Source organism: Streptomyces sp. NPDC059785 (assembly GCF_042732375.1).
GTDB lineage: Bacteria > Actinomycetota > Actinomycetes > Streptomycetales > Streptomycetaceae > Streptomyces.
Genome location: NZ_JBHWHV010000041.1, coordinates 14,642 through 31,664, shown reverse-complemented (window position 1 = coordinate 31,664; position 17,023 = coordinate 14,642). Strand labels below are relative to the sequence as shown.

16 protein-coding genes are annotated in these 17,023 nt (G+C 73.3%); 11 read left to right on the top strand and 5 right to left on the bottom strand.

Going from position 1 to position 17,023, the window contains the following annotated elements:
• The first annotated feature begins 34 nt into the window (after positions 1–34).
• Positions 35–1,279 carry an NAD(P)/FAD-dependent oxidoreductase gene (locus ACFV6E_RS27705; protein WP_385166834.1) on the top strand — a complete coding sequence of 415 codons (1,245 nt, stop codon included), beginning with the start codon at positions 35–37 and terminating at the stop codon, positions 1,277–1,279.
• Positions 1,280–1,286: 7 nt separating this feature from the next.
• On the opposite strand, the gene ACFV6E_RS27700 is transcribed toward ACFV6E_RS27705, so the two are convergent.
• Complete coding sequence (locus ACFV6E_RS27700) at positions 1,287–2,660, bottom strand: cryptochrome/photolyase family protein (protein WP_385166833.1); 1,374 nt, start codon at positions 2,658–2,660, stop codon at positions 1,287–1,289.
• A gap of 131 nt (positions 2,661–2,791) precedes the next feature.
• Positions 2,792–4,321 carry an SDR family oxidoreductase gene (locus ACFV6E_RS27695; protein ID WP_385166831.1) on the bottom strand — a complete coding sequence of 510 codons (1,530 nt, stop codon included), beginning with the start codon at positions 4,319–4,321 and terminating at the stop codon, positions 2,792–2,794.
• A 157-nt stretch (positions 4,322–4,478) separates the two neighbouring features.
• On the opposite strand from ACFV6E_RS27695, the gene ACFV6E_RS27690 reads away from it, so the two are divergent.
• The 3 genes from ACFV6E_RS27690 to ACFV6E_RS27680 all read left to right on the top strand — a co-directional run bounded on the left by ACFV6E_RS27690 (position 4,479) and on the right by ACFV6E_RS27680 (position 7,453).
• On the top strand, positions 4,479–5,000 hold the full coding sequence (locus ACFV6E_RS27690; protein WP_385166829.1) for a MarR family winged helix-turn-helix transcriptional regulator: 522 nt from the start codon (positions 4,479–4,481) through the stop codon (positions 4,998–5,000).
• A 116-nt stretch (positions 5,001–5,116) separates the two neighbouring features.
• Entirely contained in the window at positions 5,117–7,210 is a 2,094-nt protein-coding gene (locus ACFV6E_RS27685; protein WP_385465265.1) for an MMPL family transporter, read from the top strand.
• Positions 7,211–7,285: 75 nt separating this feature from the next.
• Positions 7,286–7,453 carry a hypothetical protein gene (locus tag ACFV6E_RS27680; RefSeq protein WP_385166825.1) on the top strand — a complete coding sequence of 56 codons (168 nt, stop codon included), beginning with the start codon at positions 7,286–7,288 and terminating at the stop codon, positions 7,451–7,453.
• Positions 7,454–7,480: 27 nt separating this feature from the next.
• Here the strand turns inward: ACFV6E_RS27680 and ACFV6E_RS27675 are convergent, their stop codons facing one another.
• Together ACFV6E_RS27675 and ACFV6E_RS27670 are read right to left on the bottom strand one after the other, a co-directional pair.
• Positions 7,481–7,903 (bottom strand): ATP-binding protein, encoded by a 423-nt coding sequence (locus ACFV6E_RS27675; RefSeq protein WP_385465262.1) that lies wholly within the window; start codon positions 7,901–7,903, stop codon positions 7,481–7,483.
• Positions 7,904–7,910: 7 nt separating this feature from the next.
• Positions 7,911–8,786 (bottom strand): MEDS domain-containing protein, encoded by an 876-nt coding sequence (locus tag ACFV6E_RS27670; protein WP_385465259.1) that lies wholly within the window; start codon positions 8,784–8,786, stop codon positions 7,911–7,913.
• 372 nt (positions 8,787–9,158) lie between these two features.
• Here ACFV6E_RS27670 and ACFV6E_RS27665 point away from each other — a divergent pair, with 372 nt between their 5' ends.
• The 5 genes from ACFV6E_RS27665 to ACFV6E_RS27645 all read left to right on the top strand — a co-directional run bounded on the left by ACFV6E_RS27665 (position 9,159) and on the right by ACFV6E_RS27645 (position 14,553).
• Entirely contained in the window at positions 9,159–9,242 is an 84-nt protein-coding gene (locus tag ACFV6E_RS27665; protein WP_385166871.1) for a putative leader peptide, read from the top strand.
• 409 nt (positions 9,243–9,651) lie between these two features.
• Positions 9,652–10,974 (top strand): aldehyde dehydrogenase family protein, encoded by a 1,323-nt coding sequence (locus ACFV6E_RS27660; protein ID WP_385465257.1) that lies wholly within the window; start codon positions 9,652–9,654, stop codon positions 10,972–10,974.
• Between the two features lie 226 nt (positions 10,975–11,200).
• Positions 11,201–12,091 carry a glycoside hydrolase family 19 protein gene (locus ACFV6E_RS27655; protein WP_385166817.1) on the top strand — a complete coding sequence of 297 codons (891 nt, stop codon included), beginning with the start codon at positions 11,201–11,203 and terminating at the stop codon, positions 12,089–12,091.
• 103 nt (positions 12,092–12,194) lie between these two features.
• Positions 12,195–13,568, top strand: a complete 1,374-nt coding sequence (locus tag ACFV6E_RS27650) for an RICIN domain-containing protein (RefSeq protein WP_385166869.1) — start codon at positions 12,195–12,197, stop codon at positions 13,566–13,568.
• Positions 13,569–13,647: 79 nt separating this feature from the next.
• Positions 13,648–14,553, top strand: coding sequence for an aldo/keto reductase (locus tag ACFV6E_RS27645; RefSeq protein ID WP_385166816.1), 906 nt, complete (start codon positions 13,648–13,650; stop codon positions 14,551–14,553).
• A gap of 30 nt (positions 14,554–14,583) precedes the next feature.
• Here ACFV6E_RS27645 and ACFV6E_RS27640 read toward each other — a convergent pair whose 3' ends face one another.
• Complete coding sequence (locus ACFV6E_RS27640; RefSeq protein WP_385166815.1) at positions 14,584–15,294, bottom strand: dienelactone hydrolase family protein; 711 nt, start codon at positions 15,292–15,294, stop codon at positions 14,584–14,586.
• A gap of 196 nt (positions 15,295–15,490) precedes the next feature.
• Here ACFV6E_RS27640 and ACFV6E_RS27635 point away from each other — a divergent pair, with 196 nt between their 5' ends.
• A complete protein-coding gene (locus tag ACFV6E_RS27635; protein WP_385465255.1) occupies positions 15,491–15,889 on the top strand; it encodes a VOC family protein in 399 nt (132 codons plus the stop codon).
• Between the two features lie 49 nt (positions 15,890–15,938).
• Positions 15,939–17,021, top strand: coding sequence for an adenosine deaminase (locus tag ACFV6E_RS27630; protein WP_385465253.1), 1,083 nt, complete (start codon positions 15,939–15,941; stop codon positions 17,019–17,021).
• The last annotated feature ends 2 nt before the right edge of the window (positions 17,022–17,023 follow it).

The following is a 17,023-nucleotide window of genomic DNA, read 5'->3' as shown; positions in this document are numbered from 1 at the left end:
GGCCGGACGCCCCACGACCCGAGAGGTGGTTGCCATGGCCGATACCCGCGACGCACCGGACGTGCTGGTGGTCGGGGCGGGTCTCGCCGGACTCGCCTGCGCCCGTGACCTGATCGCCGCCGGGCGCACCGTCCGGGTCCTGGAGGCGTCCGACGCGGTGGGCGGGCGGATGCGCTCGGACCGGGTCGACGGTTTCGTCCTCGACCGGGGCTTCCAGGTGTTCAACACCTCGTATCCGCAGGCCAGGCAGCGGCTGTCGCTGCGCGACCTGCGGCTGCGGCCCTTCACCCCGGGCGTCCTCGTGCACACCGAGGACCGCGGCACGCTCCGCTTCAGCGACCCCACGCGCACCCCGCGTGCCTCGGGAGACCTGCTCCCCGGGCGGCTGGCCGGCACCCGCGACCTGCTGGCCCTGGGCGTGCTGTCGTCCCGCGACATGCTGGCGCCGGTGCGGTGGCTGAAGCGGTCCCAGGACCGCACCACCCGGACGGCGCTGGCGGCGGCCGGTTTCTCCGAGGACTTCGTGGAGCGGTTCTTCCGCCCCTTCCTCTCCGGGATCTTCCTGGAGGACGAACTGGAGACCTCCAGCCGCTTCTTCCACCTCGTCTGGCGCAGCATGCTGCGCGGCACGCTCTGTCTGCCCGCCGACGGCATCGGCGCGGTGCCCCGGCAGCTCGCCGGCGCGCTGCCGTCGGGGGTGGTCCGCCTGGAGACGCCGGTGGAGCGGCTGACCGACGACGGCGTGGAGCTGACCGGCGGCGGTGAAGCGGCCGCGCGCGCCGTGGTGGTGGCCACCGGCCCCGGCCCGGCGGCGGGACTGCTGCCCAAGCTGGAGGTGCCGCCGTACCGGACCGTGACGACGTACTACCACGCGGCTGCGCGACCGCCGCTCGGCGAGCCCACGCTGCTCACCGACGTCCGCCGCCGCTTCCTCAACACCTGCGTGCTCAGCGAGGTGGTGCCGGGTTACGCGCCCGCGGGGGCGGCGCTGGTCGGCACCTCGGTCCTCGGCGGCGACACCGACGGCCGGGAGGCGGCCGTGCGCGCGGCGCTCGCGGACGTCTACGGCACGGACACGGCGGGCTGGCAGACGCTGGCCGTCCGTACCGTGCCGGACGCGCTGCCCGCGATGGCGCCCCCGCAGCCGCTCAGCCGCCGGACCAGGGTCGCGCCGGGGCGGTACGTGTGCGGCGACCACCGGGCGACCGGCTCCGTGCAGGGCGCGCTGGCCTCGGGAGCGCGCGCGGCCCGTGAGGTCCTGCGGGACCTGGGCCGCTGAGAGCGTCTCAGTCCCGGCCCCGTGCCCGCTTGAAGCGGTCCAGGGCCTCGGAAAGGTCCACCACCCGGTCGGGGTAGTCGAGGTTCTCGCGTTCGTCGTCCGGGAGTTTCCAGGGTTCGTGCACCGCGGAGCCCTCGACCCCGGCGAGTTCGGGCACCCAGCGCCGTACGTACGTGCCGTCCGGGTCGTACCGCTTGGCCTGGACGACCGGGTTCAGTACCCGGTTGGGCCGGGTGTCCGTGCCGGTGCCCGCCGCCCACTGCCAGTTCATCTGGTTGTTCGCCAGGTCGCCGTCCACGAGGTGGTCCAGGAAGTGCCGGGCGCCGACCCGCCAGTCCACGTACAGGGTCTTGGTCAGGAAGCTGGCGACGAGGAGGCGGCCGCGGTTGTGCATCCAGCCCTCGTGCAGGAGCTGGCGCATCGCCGCGTCGACCAGGGGGTAGCCGGTGCGGCCCGCCTTCCAGGCGGCCACGTCCTCGCGCGCGGACTTCTCGGAGCGCCAGCGGTCGTGCCGGGTGCGGTAGTCGGCGGCCGAGGAGGCGGGGCGCGCGGCCAGCACCTGGTGGTGGAAGTCGCGCCAGGCGAGCTGTCTGACGAACGCCTCGCCGCCGGCGCCGCCCGCCCGGCGGGCCCGGTGGACGGCCTCCGTCGGGGACACCGTGCCGAAGTGCAGATACGGGGAGAGCCGTGAGGTGGCGTCGCCCGCCAGGTCGTCGTGGCGGTCCTCGTAGTCCCCGATGCCCTTGCGCAGCCAGTCGGTGAGCCGTTTGCGGGCCTCCGTCTCGCCGCCCTCCGGCAGCCCCTGCGCCACCTTCTTCACCTTGCCGCGCGACGGGACGCGCTCCGAGCGCACGCCGTCGGGCACCCGCACCTTCCGGGGCGCGCCCAGCACCTCGCGCAGACGCTGCCCCGACCAGTGCCGGAAGTACGGGGTGAAGACCGCGAAGTGGTCGTTGGACGCCGGGGTGAAGGTGCCGGGCGCGATCACGGTGATCACGGTGTCGTGGACGTGCAGGCGGCAGCCCTCCGCCTCCAGGGCCTGGCGCAGCCGTTCCTCCCGGTGGTGGGCGTAGCGGCTGACCCCGGCCGCCATGTGCACCTCGTCGGCCTCCGCCTCGGCGACCACCCGGCACACCTGCTCTACGACGTCGCCCGAGCGCACGACGAGCCGGCCGCCGCGCTCGCGCAGACCCGCGTCGAGATCACCGAGGCAGTCGGCGAGGAACGCGAGCCGGTTCGGCACGGCGAAACCGGCCTTGTCGATGGCGGTGTCACGGACGAAGAGCGGTACGACCTCCCCGGCACCGTCGAGCGCCGCCCGCAACGGCGGATGATCGTGCAGCCGCAGATCGGAGGTGAACAGAACGACCGAGACAGTCATGGGGCGACTTTCGTGCGGGGCGGTGGGGGCGAGGTGGCGAACCCGTTTCGGACCGGGCGGACCGGACGGATGCGGGTGCCGTTGCGGATGTGGCGCGGGCCGACGGGACCGGCAGGCGCGGGGCGACCGGGTCAGCGGGCGCGGGCCGGTGGGCCCGGATGCGTGGACGCCTCCTTGAGCGCCGCCTTCGTGATGTTGCGGGCCATGCCGCCGAACACCACCGCGTGGAACGGGGACACGCTCCACCAGTACGCGTGGCCCAGCAGGCCGTGCGGGTGGAACAGCGCCCGCTGCCGGTACCGGGTGCCGCCGGCGCCGTCGTCCTCGGCGTACATCTCCAGCCAGGCCAGGCCCGGCAGCCGCATCTCGGCGCGCAGCCGCAGCAGATGTCCCGGCTCGATCTCCTCGACGCGCCAGAAGTCGAGCGAGTCACCGACCCGCAGCCGCGCCGCGTCGCGCCGGCCGCGGCGCAGCCCCACCCCGCCCACCAGCCGGTCCAGCCACCCCCGTACGGCCCAGGCCAGCGGGAAGGAGTACCAGCCGTTGTCGCCGCCGATGCCCTCGATGACCCGCCACAGCGCGGCGCGTGAGGTGTCGACGCTCATCTCGCGCCGGTCGGTGTACATGCTGCCGCCCGCCCAGTCGGGGTCGGTGGGCAGCGGATCGCTGGGCGCGCCGGGCACGGAGGCCGAGGACCACCGGGTGGTCACCTGGGCGTCCCGGACGCGTTCCAGGGCCAGCGCCACCGCCTCGTCGAAGCCGATGGGGTGCCCCGGCGGGTACGGCACGTACCGTGCGATGTCGTGGTCGTGGCAGACGACCTCGTAGCGCAGCGACTCGGTGAGCGGGCGGGCGAGGGCGCTGGGCACCGGGGTGACGAGGCCGACCCAGTGGCTGGACAGCCGCGGGGTGAGCATCGGCACCGGCACGATCAGGCGGCGCGGCAGATGGGCGATCCGCGCGTACCGGCACATCATCTCGCGGTAGGTCAGCACGTCGGGACCGCCGAGGTCGAAGGCCCGGCTGACGTCGGCCGGCATCCGGGCGCTGCCGACGAGCGTGCGCAGCACGTCCCGGACGCCGATCGGCTGGATCCGGGTGTGCACCCAGTTCGGGGTGACCATGACGGGCAGGCGTTCGGTGAGGTACCGCAGCATCTCGAAGGAGGCCGAGCCCGAGCCGATGATGACCGCGGCGCGCAGCACCGTGGTCGGCACCCCCGAGCCGAGCAGGATGCGGCCGACCTCGGCGCGGGACCTCAGATGCGGGGACAGCTCGCCTTCGGGCACGCCCTCGGGGGTGAGGCCGCCGAGGTAGACGATGCGCCGGACCCCGGCGGCGCGGGCCTGCTCGCCGAAGATCCGGGCGGCCCTGCGGTCGGTCGCCTCGAAGTCCTTGCCCGCGGCGAGCGCGTGCACCAGGTAGTACGCGATGTCCACGCCACGCATCGCCTCGGCGACCGAGCCGGCGTCCGTGACGTCGCCGCGCACGACCTCGGCCCGGCCGGCCCACGGGTAGTCGCGCAGTTTTGCGGGGGTGCGGGCCAGACAGCGGACCCGGTACCCCGCGGCCAGCAGTTCCGGCACCAGGCGTCCGCCGATGTAGCCGCTGGCGCCGGTCACCAGGCAGGTCGGCCCGGGGCCGGTCTCGTCGCCGCTCATGGATTGGTCCTCCGTCGGTCGCCTGGTCGTCCCTGCTCGGTCGGCCCCCTGTCGATCTCTTCCACGCCGACCGGCCCGGTGGATGCGTGGACGTACTCCGTCCGGGGACCGGCGCCGCAACGCCGGGGCGGGCCGCGGTCTTCTATAGGCTGACCGTGTGGCCAGACGAGACGACCGTGACGACCGTGCGGGGGACCGGCAGCCCGGCGGCGGACCGGGGCGCGCCCGCGCGGCGGGCCCTGACCTCGGCGCCTTCGCGGTGCAGCTGCGGCGGATGAACGGGGAGATCAACCGGCTGGTGCACGGCTTCGCGGGCGACCACGGGCTGCACGCCACCGACATCCAGGCGCTGGCCGTCGTCCTGGACTCGGCGGAGCCGGTCACCCCTGGCCGGCTGCGCGAGCACCTCGGGCTCACCTCCGGCGCCGTCACCGCCTGCCTGGACCGGCTGGAGCGGGCCGGGCACATCCGCCGGGTCCGGGAGAGCGCCGACCGCAGAGTGGTCCACATCCACTACGTGCCCGACGCGCGGTCGGCGGCCCGCGCCCACTTCCGGCCGCTGGCCGAGGCCACGGACAGTGTGCGGTCCCGTTTCAGCGACGAGGAGCTGGCGGTGGCGCTGCGCTTTCTCACGGAGCTGAACCAGGAGCTGTCGGCGGTCCGTTCCCCGGGACGCTGAACACGCCCCGCCCACCCGGCCGTCATTTAACTCAATGATTGAGATACTTTTCCATTGAGCTACTCGGGGTACTCGAGGCAGCCGCACCGCAACACCCCGCCGTCCCTGGGAGAAGGATGTCCACCACCCCGCGCCGTGCCCGCCTGCTGCTGCCCGTGGTCCTGCTCGTCGCCTGGCTCGGCATCGGCGGCGCCCTCGGCCCCTACGCCGGCAAGCTGGGCGAGGTCGCCACCAACGACCAGGCCGCCTTCCTGCCGCGCAGCGCCGAGTCCACCAAGGTCATCGACGAGCAGCGCGCCTTCCAGCAGGACGAGACGCTGCCCGCGATCGTCGTCTGGACCGCCGACGGCGAGGCGGTGACGGCGAAGCAGCGGGCCGCGGCCACGAAGGCGCTGACCTCGCTCGCCGGACGGCCGGGCGTCATCGGCAAGGCGTCCCCCGCCCTCGCCTCGAAGGACGGCAGGGCGCTCGAAGGTGTCGTCCAGCTCGCGCCCGGCCTCGGCGACGAACTGCCCGGCGCGCTCGACGCGATCCGCGCCGCCGCCGAGCGCGTGCCCGGCACAAAAGCGCAATTGGCCGGACCGGCGGCGAGCCAGGCCGACCTCTCCGACGCCTTCGCCGGCATCGACGGCATCCTGCTCGCGGTGGCCCTGGTCACCGTGCTGGTGATCCTGCTGCTCGTCTACCGCAGTGTGCTGCTGCCGCTGGTCATCATGGCCGGCGCGGTCTTCGCCCTGGGCCTGGCCTGCGCCGTCGTCTACGTCCTCGCCGACCACGACGTGGTCCGCGTCGACGGCCAGGTGCAGGGCATCCTGTCCATCCTGGTGATCGGCGCAGCCACCGACTACGCCCTGCTGCTGACCGCCCGTTACCGCGAGGAACTCGCCGAGCGCGAGGACCGGTTCGCCGCCGTACGGGCCGCGCTGCGCCGGTCCTGGGGCGCGATCACCGCCAGCGCCGGCACCGTCGCACTCGGCCTGCTCGCCCTCCTGCTCAGCGATCTGACCAACAACCGGGCGCTGGGACCGGTCGGCGCCATCGGCATCGTGTGCGCCGTGCTGAGCGCGCTGACCTTCCTGCCGGCCGCCCTGGTCCTCCTCGGCCGTACGGCGTTCTGGCCCGCGAAGCCCCGGCCGGCCGGGGACGAGGGGCGTACCGGCGTCTGGCAGCGGGCCGCGGACCTCGTGGACCGGGCGCCGCGCAAGGTGTGGGCCACCGCCCTCGCCGCCCTCCTGGTCTGCGCGGCCTTCGCGCCGACGCTCACCGCGAAGGGCGTCCCGCTCGACGAGACCTTCGTGAACGACGCGCCCTCGGTCGCCGCGCAGCAGACCCTGAGCCGGCACTTCCCGGGCGGCTCGGGCAACCCGGCCGTCGTCATCGCCGCCGCCGACCGTGCGACCGGCGTCATGGCCGCGGCCCGCGCGACCGAGGGCGTCGTCGAGGCCGCCGCGGTGACGGAGTCCGGGCGGCCCGGCGGGGGAGCCCCCCGGGTCGTCGACGGCAAGGTGCGCATCGACGTCACCCTGCGCGCCGCCGCCGACAGCGACGCCGCGAAGGACACCGTGGCCCGGCTGCGCACCGCCGTGCACGCCGTACCGGGCGCGCGCGCCCTGGTCGGCGGCTACACCGCGCAGAGTTACGACACCCAGCGCACCGCCGAACGCGACCGCACGCTCATCGTCCCCGTGGTCCTCGCCATCATCCTGGTCATCCTGACCGGCCTGCTGCGCTCCCTCGTGACACCCCTGCTGCTGGTGGCCACCGTCGCCCTCAACTTCCTCGCCACCCTGGGCATTTCGGCGCTCGTCTTCCGCCACGGCTTCGGCTTCACCGGCACCGACGCCTCCGTACCGCTGTACGGCTTCGTGTTCCTGGTGGCGCTCGGCGTGGACTACAACATCTTCCTGATGTCGCGGGTGCGGGAGGAGTCGCTGCGCCACGGGGTGCGCCAGGGCGTGCTGCGCGGTCTGGTCACCACCGGCGGGGTGATCACCTCGGCGGGCGTGGTGCTGGCCGCGACCTTCGCCGCCCTCGGCGTCATCCCGCTGGCGTTCCTGGTGCAGATCGCCTTCATCGTCGCCTTCGGCGTGCTGCTCGACACCCTGGTGGTGCGCTCCCTGCTGGTGCCCGCGCTCGTCCGCGACATCGGCCGGACGGCGTGGTGGCCGGGGTCGCTCGGCCGCCGCTCCGAAAGGAGTCGAGGACGGTGACATGTACCGGGTGGAAGCGGGCAAGCGGAATGTACGAGATTCCAGTCGGAGTCGTTGGTGGAGGTGCATGCCGGTATGGGCGCGAAGGTGTTGCAGCGATTTCCCGCAGGTGCTCCGCGCGGTTCGTGGCCTGCGGAGGAGTACGCGGCACGGCGCCGCGCCGAGGGTCAGCCCGCCACCGTCGTCATGGACCTCAAGTCGGACGCCTTCCTCGTGGTGATTCCCGCCCGCGAGGAAGGCTGAGCCCCGCCGCCTGTGCGGAGACGGACGTCAGCCGAGGCGCATCACGAAGCCGACCGTCGTACCGCCGTCCTCCGGTACGACGGTCAGCCGGTCGGCGACGAGGCGGGTGAACCACAGCCCCTCGCCGTCGGCGTCGGCGGACCCCGGGCCGGGCGTCCCGGAACCGGAACGGCCGGGACGGCCGGAACCGGGCCCGGTGATCAGGCACTCCAGTTCACGGGCCCGGCGCAGCAGGGTCAGGGTCGCCCGGCCGCCGTGCCGGACGGCCTCGGCGGCCAGGGCGTCCATCGCGGTGACGAAGTCGTCGCACCGCGGCTCCGGGAGCCCGGCCAGGGACGCCTGAGCGGCCACCAGCACCCGCAGCCGCGGCAGGTCCCCGCCGCCGAACCGGCTGCGCAGCAGGATCCCGCGCACGGAGTGCGCGAAACCGTCACCCATATCGAGAGGCATCAGGCGATCACCCGGACACTTCGATGTCGGCCGTTCGCGCGCCCAGCCGGTCCAGCAGGGTGGCGTGCCGCTGCGAACAGCGGATCCGTACGGTGCGCCCCGCGCCCGCCGTGTCGAGCAGCCGCACGGCGTCGCGGGCGCACCGCACGCTGAGGAACTCCAGACGCCGCAGATCGAGCGTCAGCCGCCCCCGCCCGGGGGCGTCGCATATCAGGCGCAGCGCCCGGAGGAACTCGGCGCGGGTGCTCGCGTCCGCCTCGCCGACCGCGTGCAGCGTGCCGCCGGTGCGCAGGCACGTCAACTGCCCGAGCCGCGCGAGCAGATCGCGCGGGTGGGCGTGACGCATCGCGCGCAGCACCGGCTCGGGGAAGCGGGACTCGTCGTAGGCGCAGATCTCGCTGTAGAACCCGTCCGTGAACAGGTGCCCGGCGCGCTGCTCCCGGTCCATCATCGTGTCGAGGTCCGCGCCGAGGTCGGCCACCCAGCCCATGTCGATGTAGGCGCGCAGGCCGGTGAAGCCCTCGTCCCGTGCCGCGCGGGTCTCCTCCACGATCCGCTCCCACTGCCGGTCGGCGGTGAACTCCCGCTGGGGCTCGATGAGCCGGCGCATGCTGCTCAGCGCCAGTCCGCCCGACCGGTGCGCCGTCGCCAGCAGCGGGCCCGGCGCGTCCTCGAAGGCGGACCACACCTGGCCGGAGGTCAGCCGGGGCGGGCCGAAGACGAGCACCTTCTCGCCACGGGCCAGCCCCGCCCAGACGAAGGCGGACATCACGTCGCGGCCGTGCGTACCGCTCTCATAGCGGTAGAAGGCGTGGTCGCCGGGGCGCATCCGTTGCACGGGGAGGGTCCCGGGGTGGTCTTCGTGGTCTTCGTGTGCGTTCATGTGCCGACCTCCTCGCCTCCCCTGCCGCTCCCCGCCGTTCGCCCGGACACGCACACCGTAGTGGAGCGGTGACCTGCCGATACGCGCTGTGCCCGAAGCGGCCGCAGCCGCCGTCCAACCGAACGGTTGCGGTCCGGTTCGGTCCGAAAGGCGCCCTCGCCCGCGCACAACCGAATCGGCCGCCGGGGGACAGCACGCCGCCCGGGCTCGACGGCCCGGCGCACGAACGCCTCGTGCGGAGCGTGTGCCCCGCGCGGCACCGAGTTCACCCGGCGGCGCCGCGGCATCAGCAGCACCCGCGCCGAGCCGTCGGTGAGCGGCCGTCAGGGTATTCCTTGACGCCCCGGACGGACGGCCGCGACGATCGGCGGCATGAAGACGCGACCGGACCTCACGCGGCGACGCCACGTCGACCTCGCGCGTGTCTCCAGCTCCGTCTGTCGCCGCGAAGCCTGACGAGCCCGACGGCAGGGCCCCTCCGCACCGGCGGTCCGTCGCGCGGCGGCCGCTGAATTCCCCCGGCGCAGCGCGTGATCCGCTTTTCGCCGACCGCTGTCCATTCCGGGTACCCGCCGCCATTTCTCACCGGCGGCCCGTACTCATCCGCTGAATTCCGACGCCCTCTCACGTCATATCCCCGCACCCGGTCGCTTCGGCCGCCGGGTCCCGCGCTCCCGCCATGAGCGCCGCCGACGGACCCGGCTCCCTCCGGCGAACCGGCCGGCCGCCGACCTGCGCCCGGTCTCCCGGCGAGACGGTCCGGGAATTACTTCCGGACATGAAACGTTGCCCTAGGCATCCACTTACCATCAGTTACGTACGAGAAGCGCGCGGCCAGCGCCCGCGCCCCGACCCGCGAGGCACCGTGAACCACCCCACCCCCGAGCAGCCCGCCGACGCCGTCGCCCGGCTGCGCGCCACCTTCCGCTCCGGCCGCACCAAGCCCGTCGAGTGGCGCAAGGAGCAGCTGAACCGGCTGCGCGAGCTGCTCACCTCGCACGGCGCGGAGCTCGCCGCCGCCCTCCGCGCGGACCTCGGCAAGAGCGAGAAGGAAGCCTTTCGCACCGAGATCGACTTCACCGTGCGCGAGATCGATCACACACTGGAGCGGCTGGACGGCTGGCTGCGCCCCGAGCCCGCGCCCGTACCGGCGCACCTCGGCGCCGACGCGACGGCCTGGACGCGGTACGACCCGCTCGGCGTCGTCCTGGTGATCGCGCCCTGGAACTATCCGGCGCAGCTCCTGCTGACCCCGCTGCTCGGCGCGCTGGCCGCGGGCAACGCGGTGGTGGCCAAGCCCAGCGAGCTGGCGCCCGCCACCTCCGCCGCGCTCGCCGGGCTGCTGCCGCGCTACCTCGACACCGACGCGGTCGCCGTGGTCGAGGGCGGCGTCCCGGAGACCACGGAGCTGCTCGCCCAGCGCTTCGACCACATCTTCTACACCGGCAACGGCACGGTCGGCCGCATCGTCATGCGGGCCGCCGCCGAGCACCTCACCCCCGTGGTCCTGGAACTCGGCGGCAAGTCCCCGGTCTTCGTCGACCGGGACGCGGACCTCGCGGTCGTCGCCGACCGGCTGGTGCGCGGCAAGTTCCTCAACGCCGGGCAGACCTGCGTGGCGCCCGACTACGTCCTGGCCGACCCCGTGACCGCCCGCGCCCTGGAGCCGGAGTTCGTCCGGGCGGTGCGGGAGGTCTTCGGCGCCGAGCCCCGGACCTCCGCCGAGTACGGCCGGATCGTCAACGAGCGGCACTTCGACCGGCTCGCCGCCCTGCTCGGCTCCGGGCGCACGGTCACCGGCGGCGACAGCGACCGCGCCGCCAAGTACATCGCGCCGACCGTCCTCGCCGACGTCGACCCCGCGGCGCCCGTCATGGGGGAGGAGATCTTCGGCCCGATCCTGCCGATCGTCACGGTGGCGGACCTGGACGAGGCCATCGGCTTCATCAACGACCGGGACAAACCGCTGGCGCTCTACGTGTTCACCGAGTCGGACACCACCCGGCGCCGGCTGGCCGACGAGACGTCCTCCGGCGGTCTCGGCCTCGGTCTGCCGCTCGCCCACCTCACGGTTTCGGACCTGCCCTTCGGCGGGGTCGGCGAGAGCGGCATGGGCAGCTACCACGGGCGCTATTCGATCGAGACGTTCAGCCACCGTAAGGCCGTGCTGAGCAAGCCGCTGCACTGACGGCCGGTGTCAACCTCGCTGCTCTGAGGGCGACTTCCTGCCAACGTTGTCACCGAATTGGTCTGGACCCTTGACTGGTACAGACCAAGGCGGTTGAGTGTGCGCCACAACCCCCCACCGCGGCCGCCCCGACGCCGTGGCCGGTGTACACCGGCGCGCGCACGAGGGCCTCGCTCCGCCCTGCCCCGTGCCGGGTGCGGCCGTGCAGCGCGAAGGAGCTGATCCCTTGTCGAAGCGCCGCCTCTCCGCCGTCCTGGCCGCCGTCGTCCTCGGAACCGCCGCCCCGGTGCTCATGCCGGCCGCGGGCGCCTCCGCCGCCTCCTGTTCCAGCTACGCGAGCTGGGTGGCCGGCAAGTCGTACGTGACCGGTGACATCGTCCGGTACACCGACGGCAAGGCGTACATCGCCGAGCACGACAACCCCGGTTACGACCCCACCATCAGCACCTGGTACTGGGAGCCGTACGCCTGCGACAGCGGCTCGGAGACGCCGTCCGCCGGGTTCCCCGTCAGCGAGGCGCAGTTCAACCAGATGTTCCCGAACCGGAACTCCTTCTACACCTACAGCGGTCTCAAGGCGGCGCTCAGCGCCTACCCGGCCTTCGCCAACACGGGCAGCGACACCGTCAAGAAGCAGGAGGCCGCCGCCTTCCTCGCCAACGTCAACCACGAGACCGGCGGTCTGGTCTACGTGGTCGAGCAGAACACCGCCAACTACCCGACGTACTGCGACTGGAGCCAGCCCTACGGCTGCCCGGCGGGCCAGTCCGCCTACTACGGCCGCGGTCCCATCCAGCTGAGCTGGAACTTCAACTACAAGGCGGCCGGTGACGCGCTCGGCATCGACCTCCTCAACAACCCCAGCCTGGTGCAGACGGACGCGTCCGTGGCCTGGAAGACCGGCCTGTGGTACTGGAACACCCAGACGGGCCCCGGCACCATGACGCCGCACAACGCCATGGTCAACAGCGCCGGATTCGGCCAGACGATCCGCTCCATCAACGGCTCCCTGGAGTGCGACGGCAAGAACCCGGCCCAGGTGCAGAGCCGCGTGGACGCCTACCAGCGGTTCGTCTCGATCCTCGGCACGACGGCCGGATCCAACCTGTACTGCTGATCCCGGCTGTCAGGAGCATGACGGAGCCCGGCGGCATCGACGGTACGGCCGCCGGGCTCCGCCCACCCATCCACTCCGGTCACCGAGGGACTACGTCACCGTGCTGCCGCTCCCACGCCCCCTGCTCGCCTTCACCGCCTCCGTCGCCGCGCTGGCCGCCGTGGTCCTCGCCCCCGCCCCCGAGGGCTTCGCGGCCGTACCGGACCCCGGCACCTACTACGTACAGAGCGCGACCACGGGACTCAACGCCGCGGACAGCGGCGGCGCCGTCGTCCAGCACAACCCCAAGGGCGACGAGGACCACCAGCAGTGGACGCTGCGCGCCACCGGATCCGCGTACGTGCTTCAGAGCGCCGACACGGCGGGCAGTTGCCTCGGCCGCTCCGGCGACCAGGCCAGGACGGTGGACTGCGCCGCCGCCGACGCCGCCTGGGAGGTGACGTCCACCGGCGCCGACCGGTACACGCTCCGGGCGCCGGGCACCGACCGCCACCTCACGGTGGGCGCCAAGCCCTCCGGCTCCAACTACCCGCAGCAACTGGCCGTCGGCGCGTCCGGCGCCCTCGCGTCCTGGTACCTCACCCCCGTGCGCCCGGCGACCGCCCCGATGCCGTCCGCGGACCAGCGCACCCTGGACCAGGTCACCTTCCTCACCGCGCACAACGCCTACGCCAACGGCGTCGACGGCGGCTTCGCCCCGCCCTTCGTGAACCTGGTGCCGAACCAGACCCGCTCCATCGAGCAGCAACTCAGCGACGGTGTACGGGGGTTCATGCTCGACATCCACCAGACCTCCGACGGCGCGATCCTCTGCCACAACAGCTGCACCCTCGTCAGCAAGCCGGTCGCGCTCCGGGTCGACATCCAGCGCATGGTCGACTTCCTGGAGCAGCACCCGGACCAGTTCCTCACCGTGTTCCTGGAGGACTACGTCGATCCGGGCGTCCTGCGCGACGAACTCGCCCGCGTCGACGGCCTGTCCGACGTGCTGTACCGCCCCGACCGGACCGGGGTCCGCGAGAACGGCTGGCCGAAGCTGGCGGACCTGCTGGCCGCCGGAGAGCGGCTGCTGGTCTTCACCGACCACAGCCGGTCCGCCGACGAGTCCGCGGGCCTGACCCGCGACAGCTTCGGGGTGATGTACCAGCGCGAGTGGACGGTGGAGAACTACTGGTCGATGGGGTCGGGCGTCGGCTCCTCCGACTGGTCCTGCTACAGCCGCTGGTACGACGCCAGTACCAACGTCCCGCTGACCCGCACCGAGACCGGCTTCCGTCCGCTCTTCGTCATGAACCACTTCCGCGACGCCACGATCGCCGCCACCGCCACCACGGACAACTCCAAGCTCACCGACCGCGCCGAGCGGTTCTGCCGCCCGGCCGCCCGCAAGAAGCCCACCTTCCTCGCCGTCGACCGCTACGACCTCGGGAACCCCGCGGCGGCCGTGAACACGCTGAACACGTACGTGGATCAGTGACCGGGCACGTGCGTCCCGGGCACGTGCGTCCCGGGCACGCGCGTCCCGGGCTCGCCGGAGGCCGTGCGAGACTGCCGCGATGACCTCGCAGACGATCACCGCGGCAGCCGCGGGCACCTGGCACCTGGGCGACCTCACCGTCAACCGTCTCGGCTTCGGCGCGATGCGGCTGACGGGCAGTGAGGCGTTCCACGGGGGCACGCCGAGGGACCGCGACCGTTCGATCGCCGTCCTGCGGCGCGCCGTCGAACTGGGCGTCGACCACATCGACACGGCCGCGTTCTACTTCTCGTCGCTGCGCTCCGCGAACGAACTGATCAACAGCGCGCTGGCCCCGTACGGGGACGGGCTGACCATCGCCGCCAAGGTCGGACCGCACCGCGAGTACTCGGGGGAGTGGGGCACCTCGGCCCGGCCCGGCGAACTGCGCGGCCACGTCGAGGAGAACCTGCGCCAGCTCGGCCGGGACCACCTCGACCTGGTCTACCTGCGCCGGATGCGCCAGGACTCCATCGCCGAGCACTTCGGCGCCCTCGCCGAACTGCGCGAGGCCGGTCTGATCCGGCACCTCGGCATCTCCGCCGTCGAGCCCCGGCACCTCGCCGAGGCACAGGCCATCGCCCCGGTGGTGTCCGTCCAGAACCCCTACGGGCTCGACGCGCCGGACCCCGACGGCGACACCCTGCTGCGCCTCTGCCGCGAACAGGGCATCGCGTTCGTGCCGTTCTACGCCATCGCGGGCAAGGGCCGGGAACGCGGGCCGGTCGCGACGGGCGACGACGAGGTGCGCGCCGTCGCCCGGGCGCACGGCGCGACCCCCGCCCAGGTCCGGCTGGCCTGGACGCTGCGCCAGGGGCCGCACGTGCTCGCCATCCCCGGCACCGGGGACCTCGGCCACCTCGCCGAGAACGTGGCCGCGGGCGCCCTGCGGCTCACCGACGAGGAGACGGCCCGCCTCGACGCGCTGCGGGAACGCGGTCACTGAAACCCGGGCGGGAACCCGGGCAGACGGTCCTCAGCCGAGCTGCCGGTGCAGGAACGCCACCGTGCTCTGCCACGCCTGCGCAGACGCCTCGGGGTCGTGGACCTCGGGGCGGCCGTCGTTGAAGAAGGCGTGCTGGGCCGGGTAGAGGCGGAAGTCCGGGTCGACACCGGACTGCTCCTTGATCGCCGCGGCCTGCTCCTGGAGCGCGTCCACGGGGATGCTCTCGTCCTGCTCGCCGTAATGGCCCTGGATCTGGGCCTTCAGGCCGGAGAAGTCGGGCAGCTCGCCCTGGATGACGCCGTAGAACGGCACGGCCGCGGAGACCCGCGGGTCGTCCGCCGCGAGGTGGAGCACGAAGCCGCCGCCCATGCAGAAGCCGACGGCGCCGACCGTCTCCGAGGTGACCTCGGGCAGGCCGAGCAGGTGGTCGACCGCCCCGGAGAGCAGCTCGACGCCGCGGGAGACCGGCAGCTCCTGCATCATGCGGTACGCCTCGCCGCTCTCGTGGGCGACGTTGCCGCCGTACAGGTCCGGGGCGAGGGCGACGAAGCCCTCCGCCGCGAGCCGGTCCGTGACGTCCGCGATGTGGTCGGTCAGGCCCCACCACTCCTGGATGACGAGCACACCGGGGCCGCGCCCGGCGGGCGGCAGCGCCAGATAGCCGTGCGCGGTCGAACCGGCGCTGGGGAAGGTGACGTTCTGGTGGGCCGGCGCTCCGGTCGGCCTGGGCTTCTCGGACATGGCACTCAACTCCTGTGGGGCACAGCGGTACGGGGGGACTGGTTCCCGAGTAGTCGATCACCACCTTGTCATGCGGGGGCCGGGTGACCGCGACCGGCCCGGCCGCCCGGCGGCGCCTTCTCTCCCCGGCCCCGTCCGAAGCCGTCCGGCCGATGCCGTACCCTGCGGTGTTACGTATAACTTCGGAGAGGTCCCCATGCGCCGCATCGCCCTGGTCACCCTCGTCGTCGACGACTACGACGAGGCGATCCGCCACTACACCGGAGCCCTCGGGTTCCGGCTCGCCGAGGACGCGCCGCGGCCCGACGGCTCCCGCTGGGTCGTCGTCGAGCCCGGCACGGTCGCCGGCGGCACCGGGCTGCTGCTCGCCCGGGCCAAGGACGAGCCGCAGCGCGCCCGGATCGGCGACCAGACCGGCGGCCGGGTGGGCTTCTTCCTGCACACCGACGACTTCGCCCGCGACCACGCCCGGATGCGCGCGGCAGGCGTCACCTTCCTGGAGGAACCGCGCCACGAGCCGTACGGCACGGTCGCCGTCTTCGAGGACCTGTACGGCAACCGGTGGGACCTGCTCCAGCCCGCCGCGGACGCCTGACCCGCCGCCCCCGACACCAGCCAGCCCAGAACCGCCGAGGTACACACGCATGACCGCGCCCCGCATCGACACCGACACCATCCGCCGGCTGCCCAAGGCCGTGCTGCACGACCACCTCGACGGCGGCCTGCGCCCCGGCACCCTGGTGGAGCTCGCCGACGCCGTCGGCCACCCGCTGCCCACCACCGATCCGCAGGCGCTCGCCGCCTGGTTCTACGACGCCGCGAACTCCGGCGACCTGGTGCGCTACATAGCCACCTTCGACCACACCCTCGCCGTGCTCCAGACCCGCGAGGGCCTGCTGCGCACCGCCGAGGAGTACGTCCTCGACCTCGCCGCGGACGGCGTCGTCTACGGGGAGGTGCGCTACGCCCCCGAGCTGATGGTGAAGGGCGGGCTTGCCCTGCCCGAGGTGGTCGAGACCGTGCAGGAGGGGCTCGCCGCGGGCATGGCGAAGGCGGCGGCCGCCGGTACCCCGGTCCGGGTCGGCACCCTGCTCTGCGGGATGCGCATGTTCGACCGCACCCGCGAGATCGCGGACCTCGCGGTGGCGTTCCGGGACGCCGGGGTCGTCGGCTTCGACATCGCGGGCGCCGAGGACGGCTTCCCGGCCGCCGACCACCTGGCCGCCTTCGAGCACCTGCGCCGCGAGAGCGTCCCGTTCACCATCCACGCCGGTGAGGCGCACGGCCTGCCGAGCATCCACCAGGCGCTCCAGATCTGCGGCGCCCAGCGCATCGGGCACGGGGTGCGCATCATGGACGACATCCCCGACCCCGCGGCGGGCAAGACGGGCCGCCTCGCGGGCTGGGTGCGCGACCGCCGCATCGCCCTGGAGATGTGCCCGACGTCGAACCTCCAGACCGGCGCGGCCACCTCCATCGCCGAACACCCCATCACGGTCCTGCGCGACCTCGGCTTCCGGGTCACCCTCAACACCGACAACCGGCTGGTGTCCGGCACCACGATGACCCGCGAGATGTCGCTGCTCACCGAGGAGGCGGGCTGGACCCTGGACGACCTGCGCACGGTCACGGTGAACGCCCTGAAGAGCGCCTTCATCCCGTTCGAGGAGCGCACCGCCCTCATCCGCGACGTCGTCCTGCCCGGTTACGCGGCGGCGGCCGTCTGAGA

What these genes read in the sequence shown, in the direction of transcription:
- ACFV6E_RS27670 (WP_385465259.1), bottom strand. Translation starts at nt 8,786, where the DNA reads ATGAACGCACACGAAGACCACGAAGACCACCCCGGGACCCTCCCCGTG.
- ACFV6E_RS27695 (WP_385166831.1), bottom strand. Translation starts at nt 4,321, where the DNA reads ATGAGCGGCGACGAGACCGGCCCCGGGCCGACCTGCCTGGTGACCGGC.
- ACFV6E_RS27680 (WP_385166825.1), top strand. Translation starts at nt 7,286, where the DNA reads ATGGGCGCGAAGGTGTTGCAGCGATTTCCCGCAGGTGCTCCGCGCGGT.
- ACFV6E_RS27705 (WP_385166834.1), top strand. Translation starts at nt 35, where the DNA reads ATGGCCGATACCCGCGACGCACCGGACGTGCTGGTGGTCGGGGCGGGT.
- ACFV6E_RS27630 (WP_385465253.1), top strand. Translation starts at nt 15,939, where the DNA reads ATGACCGCGCCCCGCATCGACACCGACACCATCCGCCGGCTGCCCAAG.
- ACFV6E_RS27635 (WP_385465255.1), top strand. Translation starts at nt 15,491, where the DNA reads ATGCGCCGCATCGCCCTGGTCACCCTCGTCGTCGACGACTACGACGAG.
- ACFV6E_RS27685 (WP_385465265.1), top strand. Translation starts at nt 5,117, where the DNA reads ATGTCCACCACCCCGCGCCGTGCCCGCCTGCTGCTGCCCGTGGTCCTG.
- ACFV6E_RS27640 (WP_385166815.1), bottom strand. Translation starts at nt 15,294, where the DNA reads ATGTCCGAGAAGCCCAGGCCGACCGGAGCGCCGGCCCACCAGAACGTC.
- ACFV6E_RS27645 (WP_385166816.1), top strand. Translation starts at nt 13,648, where the DNA reads ATGACCTCGCAGACGATCACCGCGGCAGCCGCGGGCACCTGGCACCTG.
- ACFV6E_RS27665 (WP_385166871.1), top strand. Translation starts at nt 9,159, where the DNA reads ATGAAGACGCGACCGGACCTCACGCGGCGACGCCACGTCGACCTCGCG.
- ACFV6E_RS27675 (WP_385465262.1), bottom strand. Translation starts at nt 7,903, where the DNA reads ATGCCTCTCGATATGGGTGACGGTTTCGCGCACTCCGTGCGCGGGATC.
- ACFV6E_RS27700 (WP_385166833.1), bottom strand. Translation starts at nt 2,660, where the DNA reads ATGACTGTCTCGGTCGTTCTGTTCACCTCCGATCTGCGGCTGCACGAT.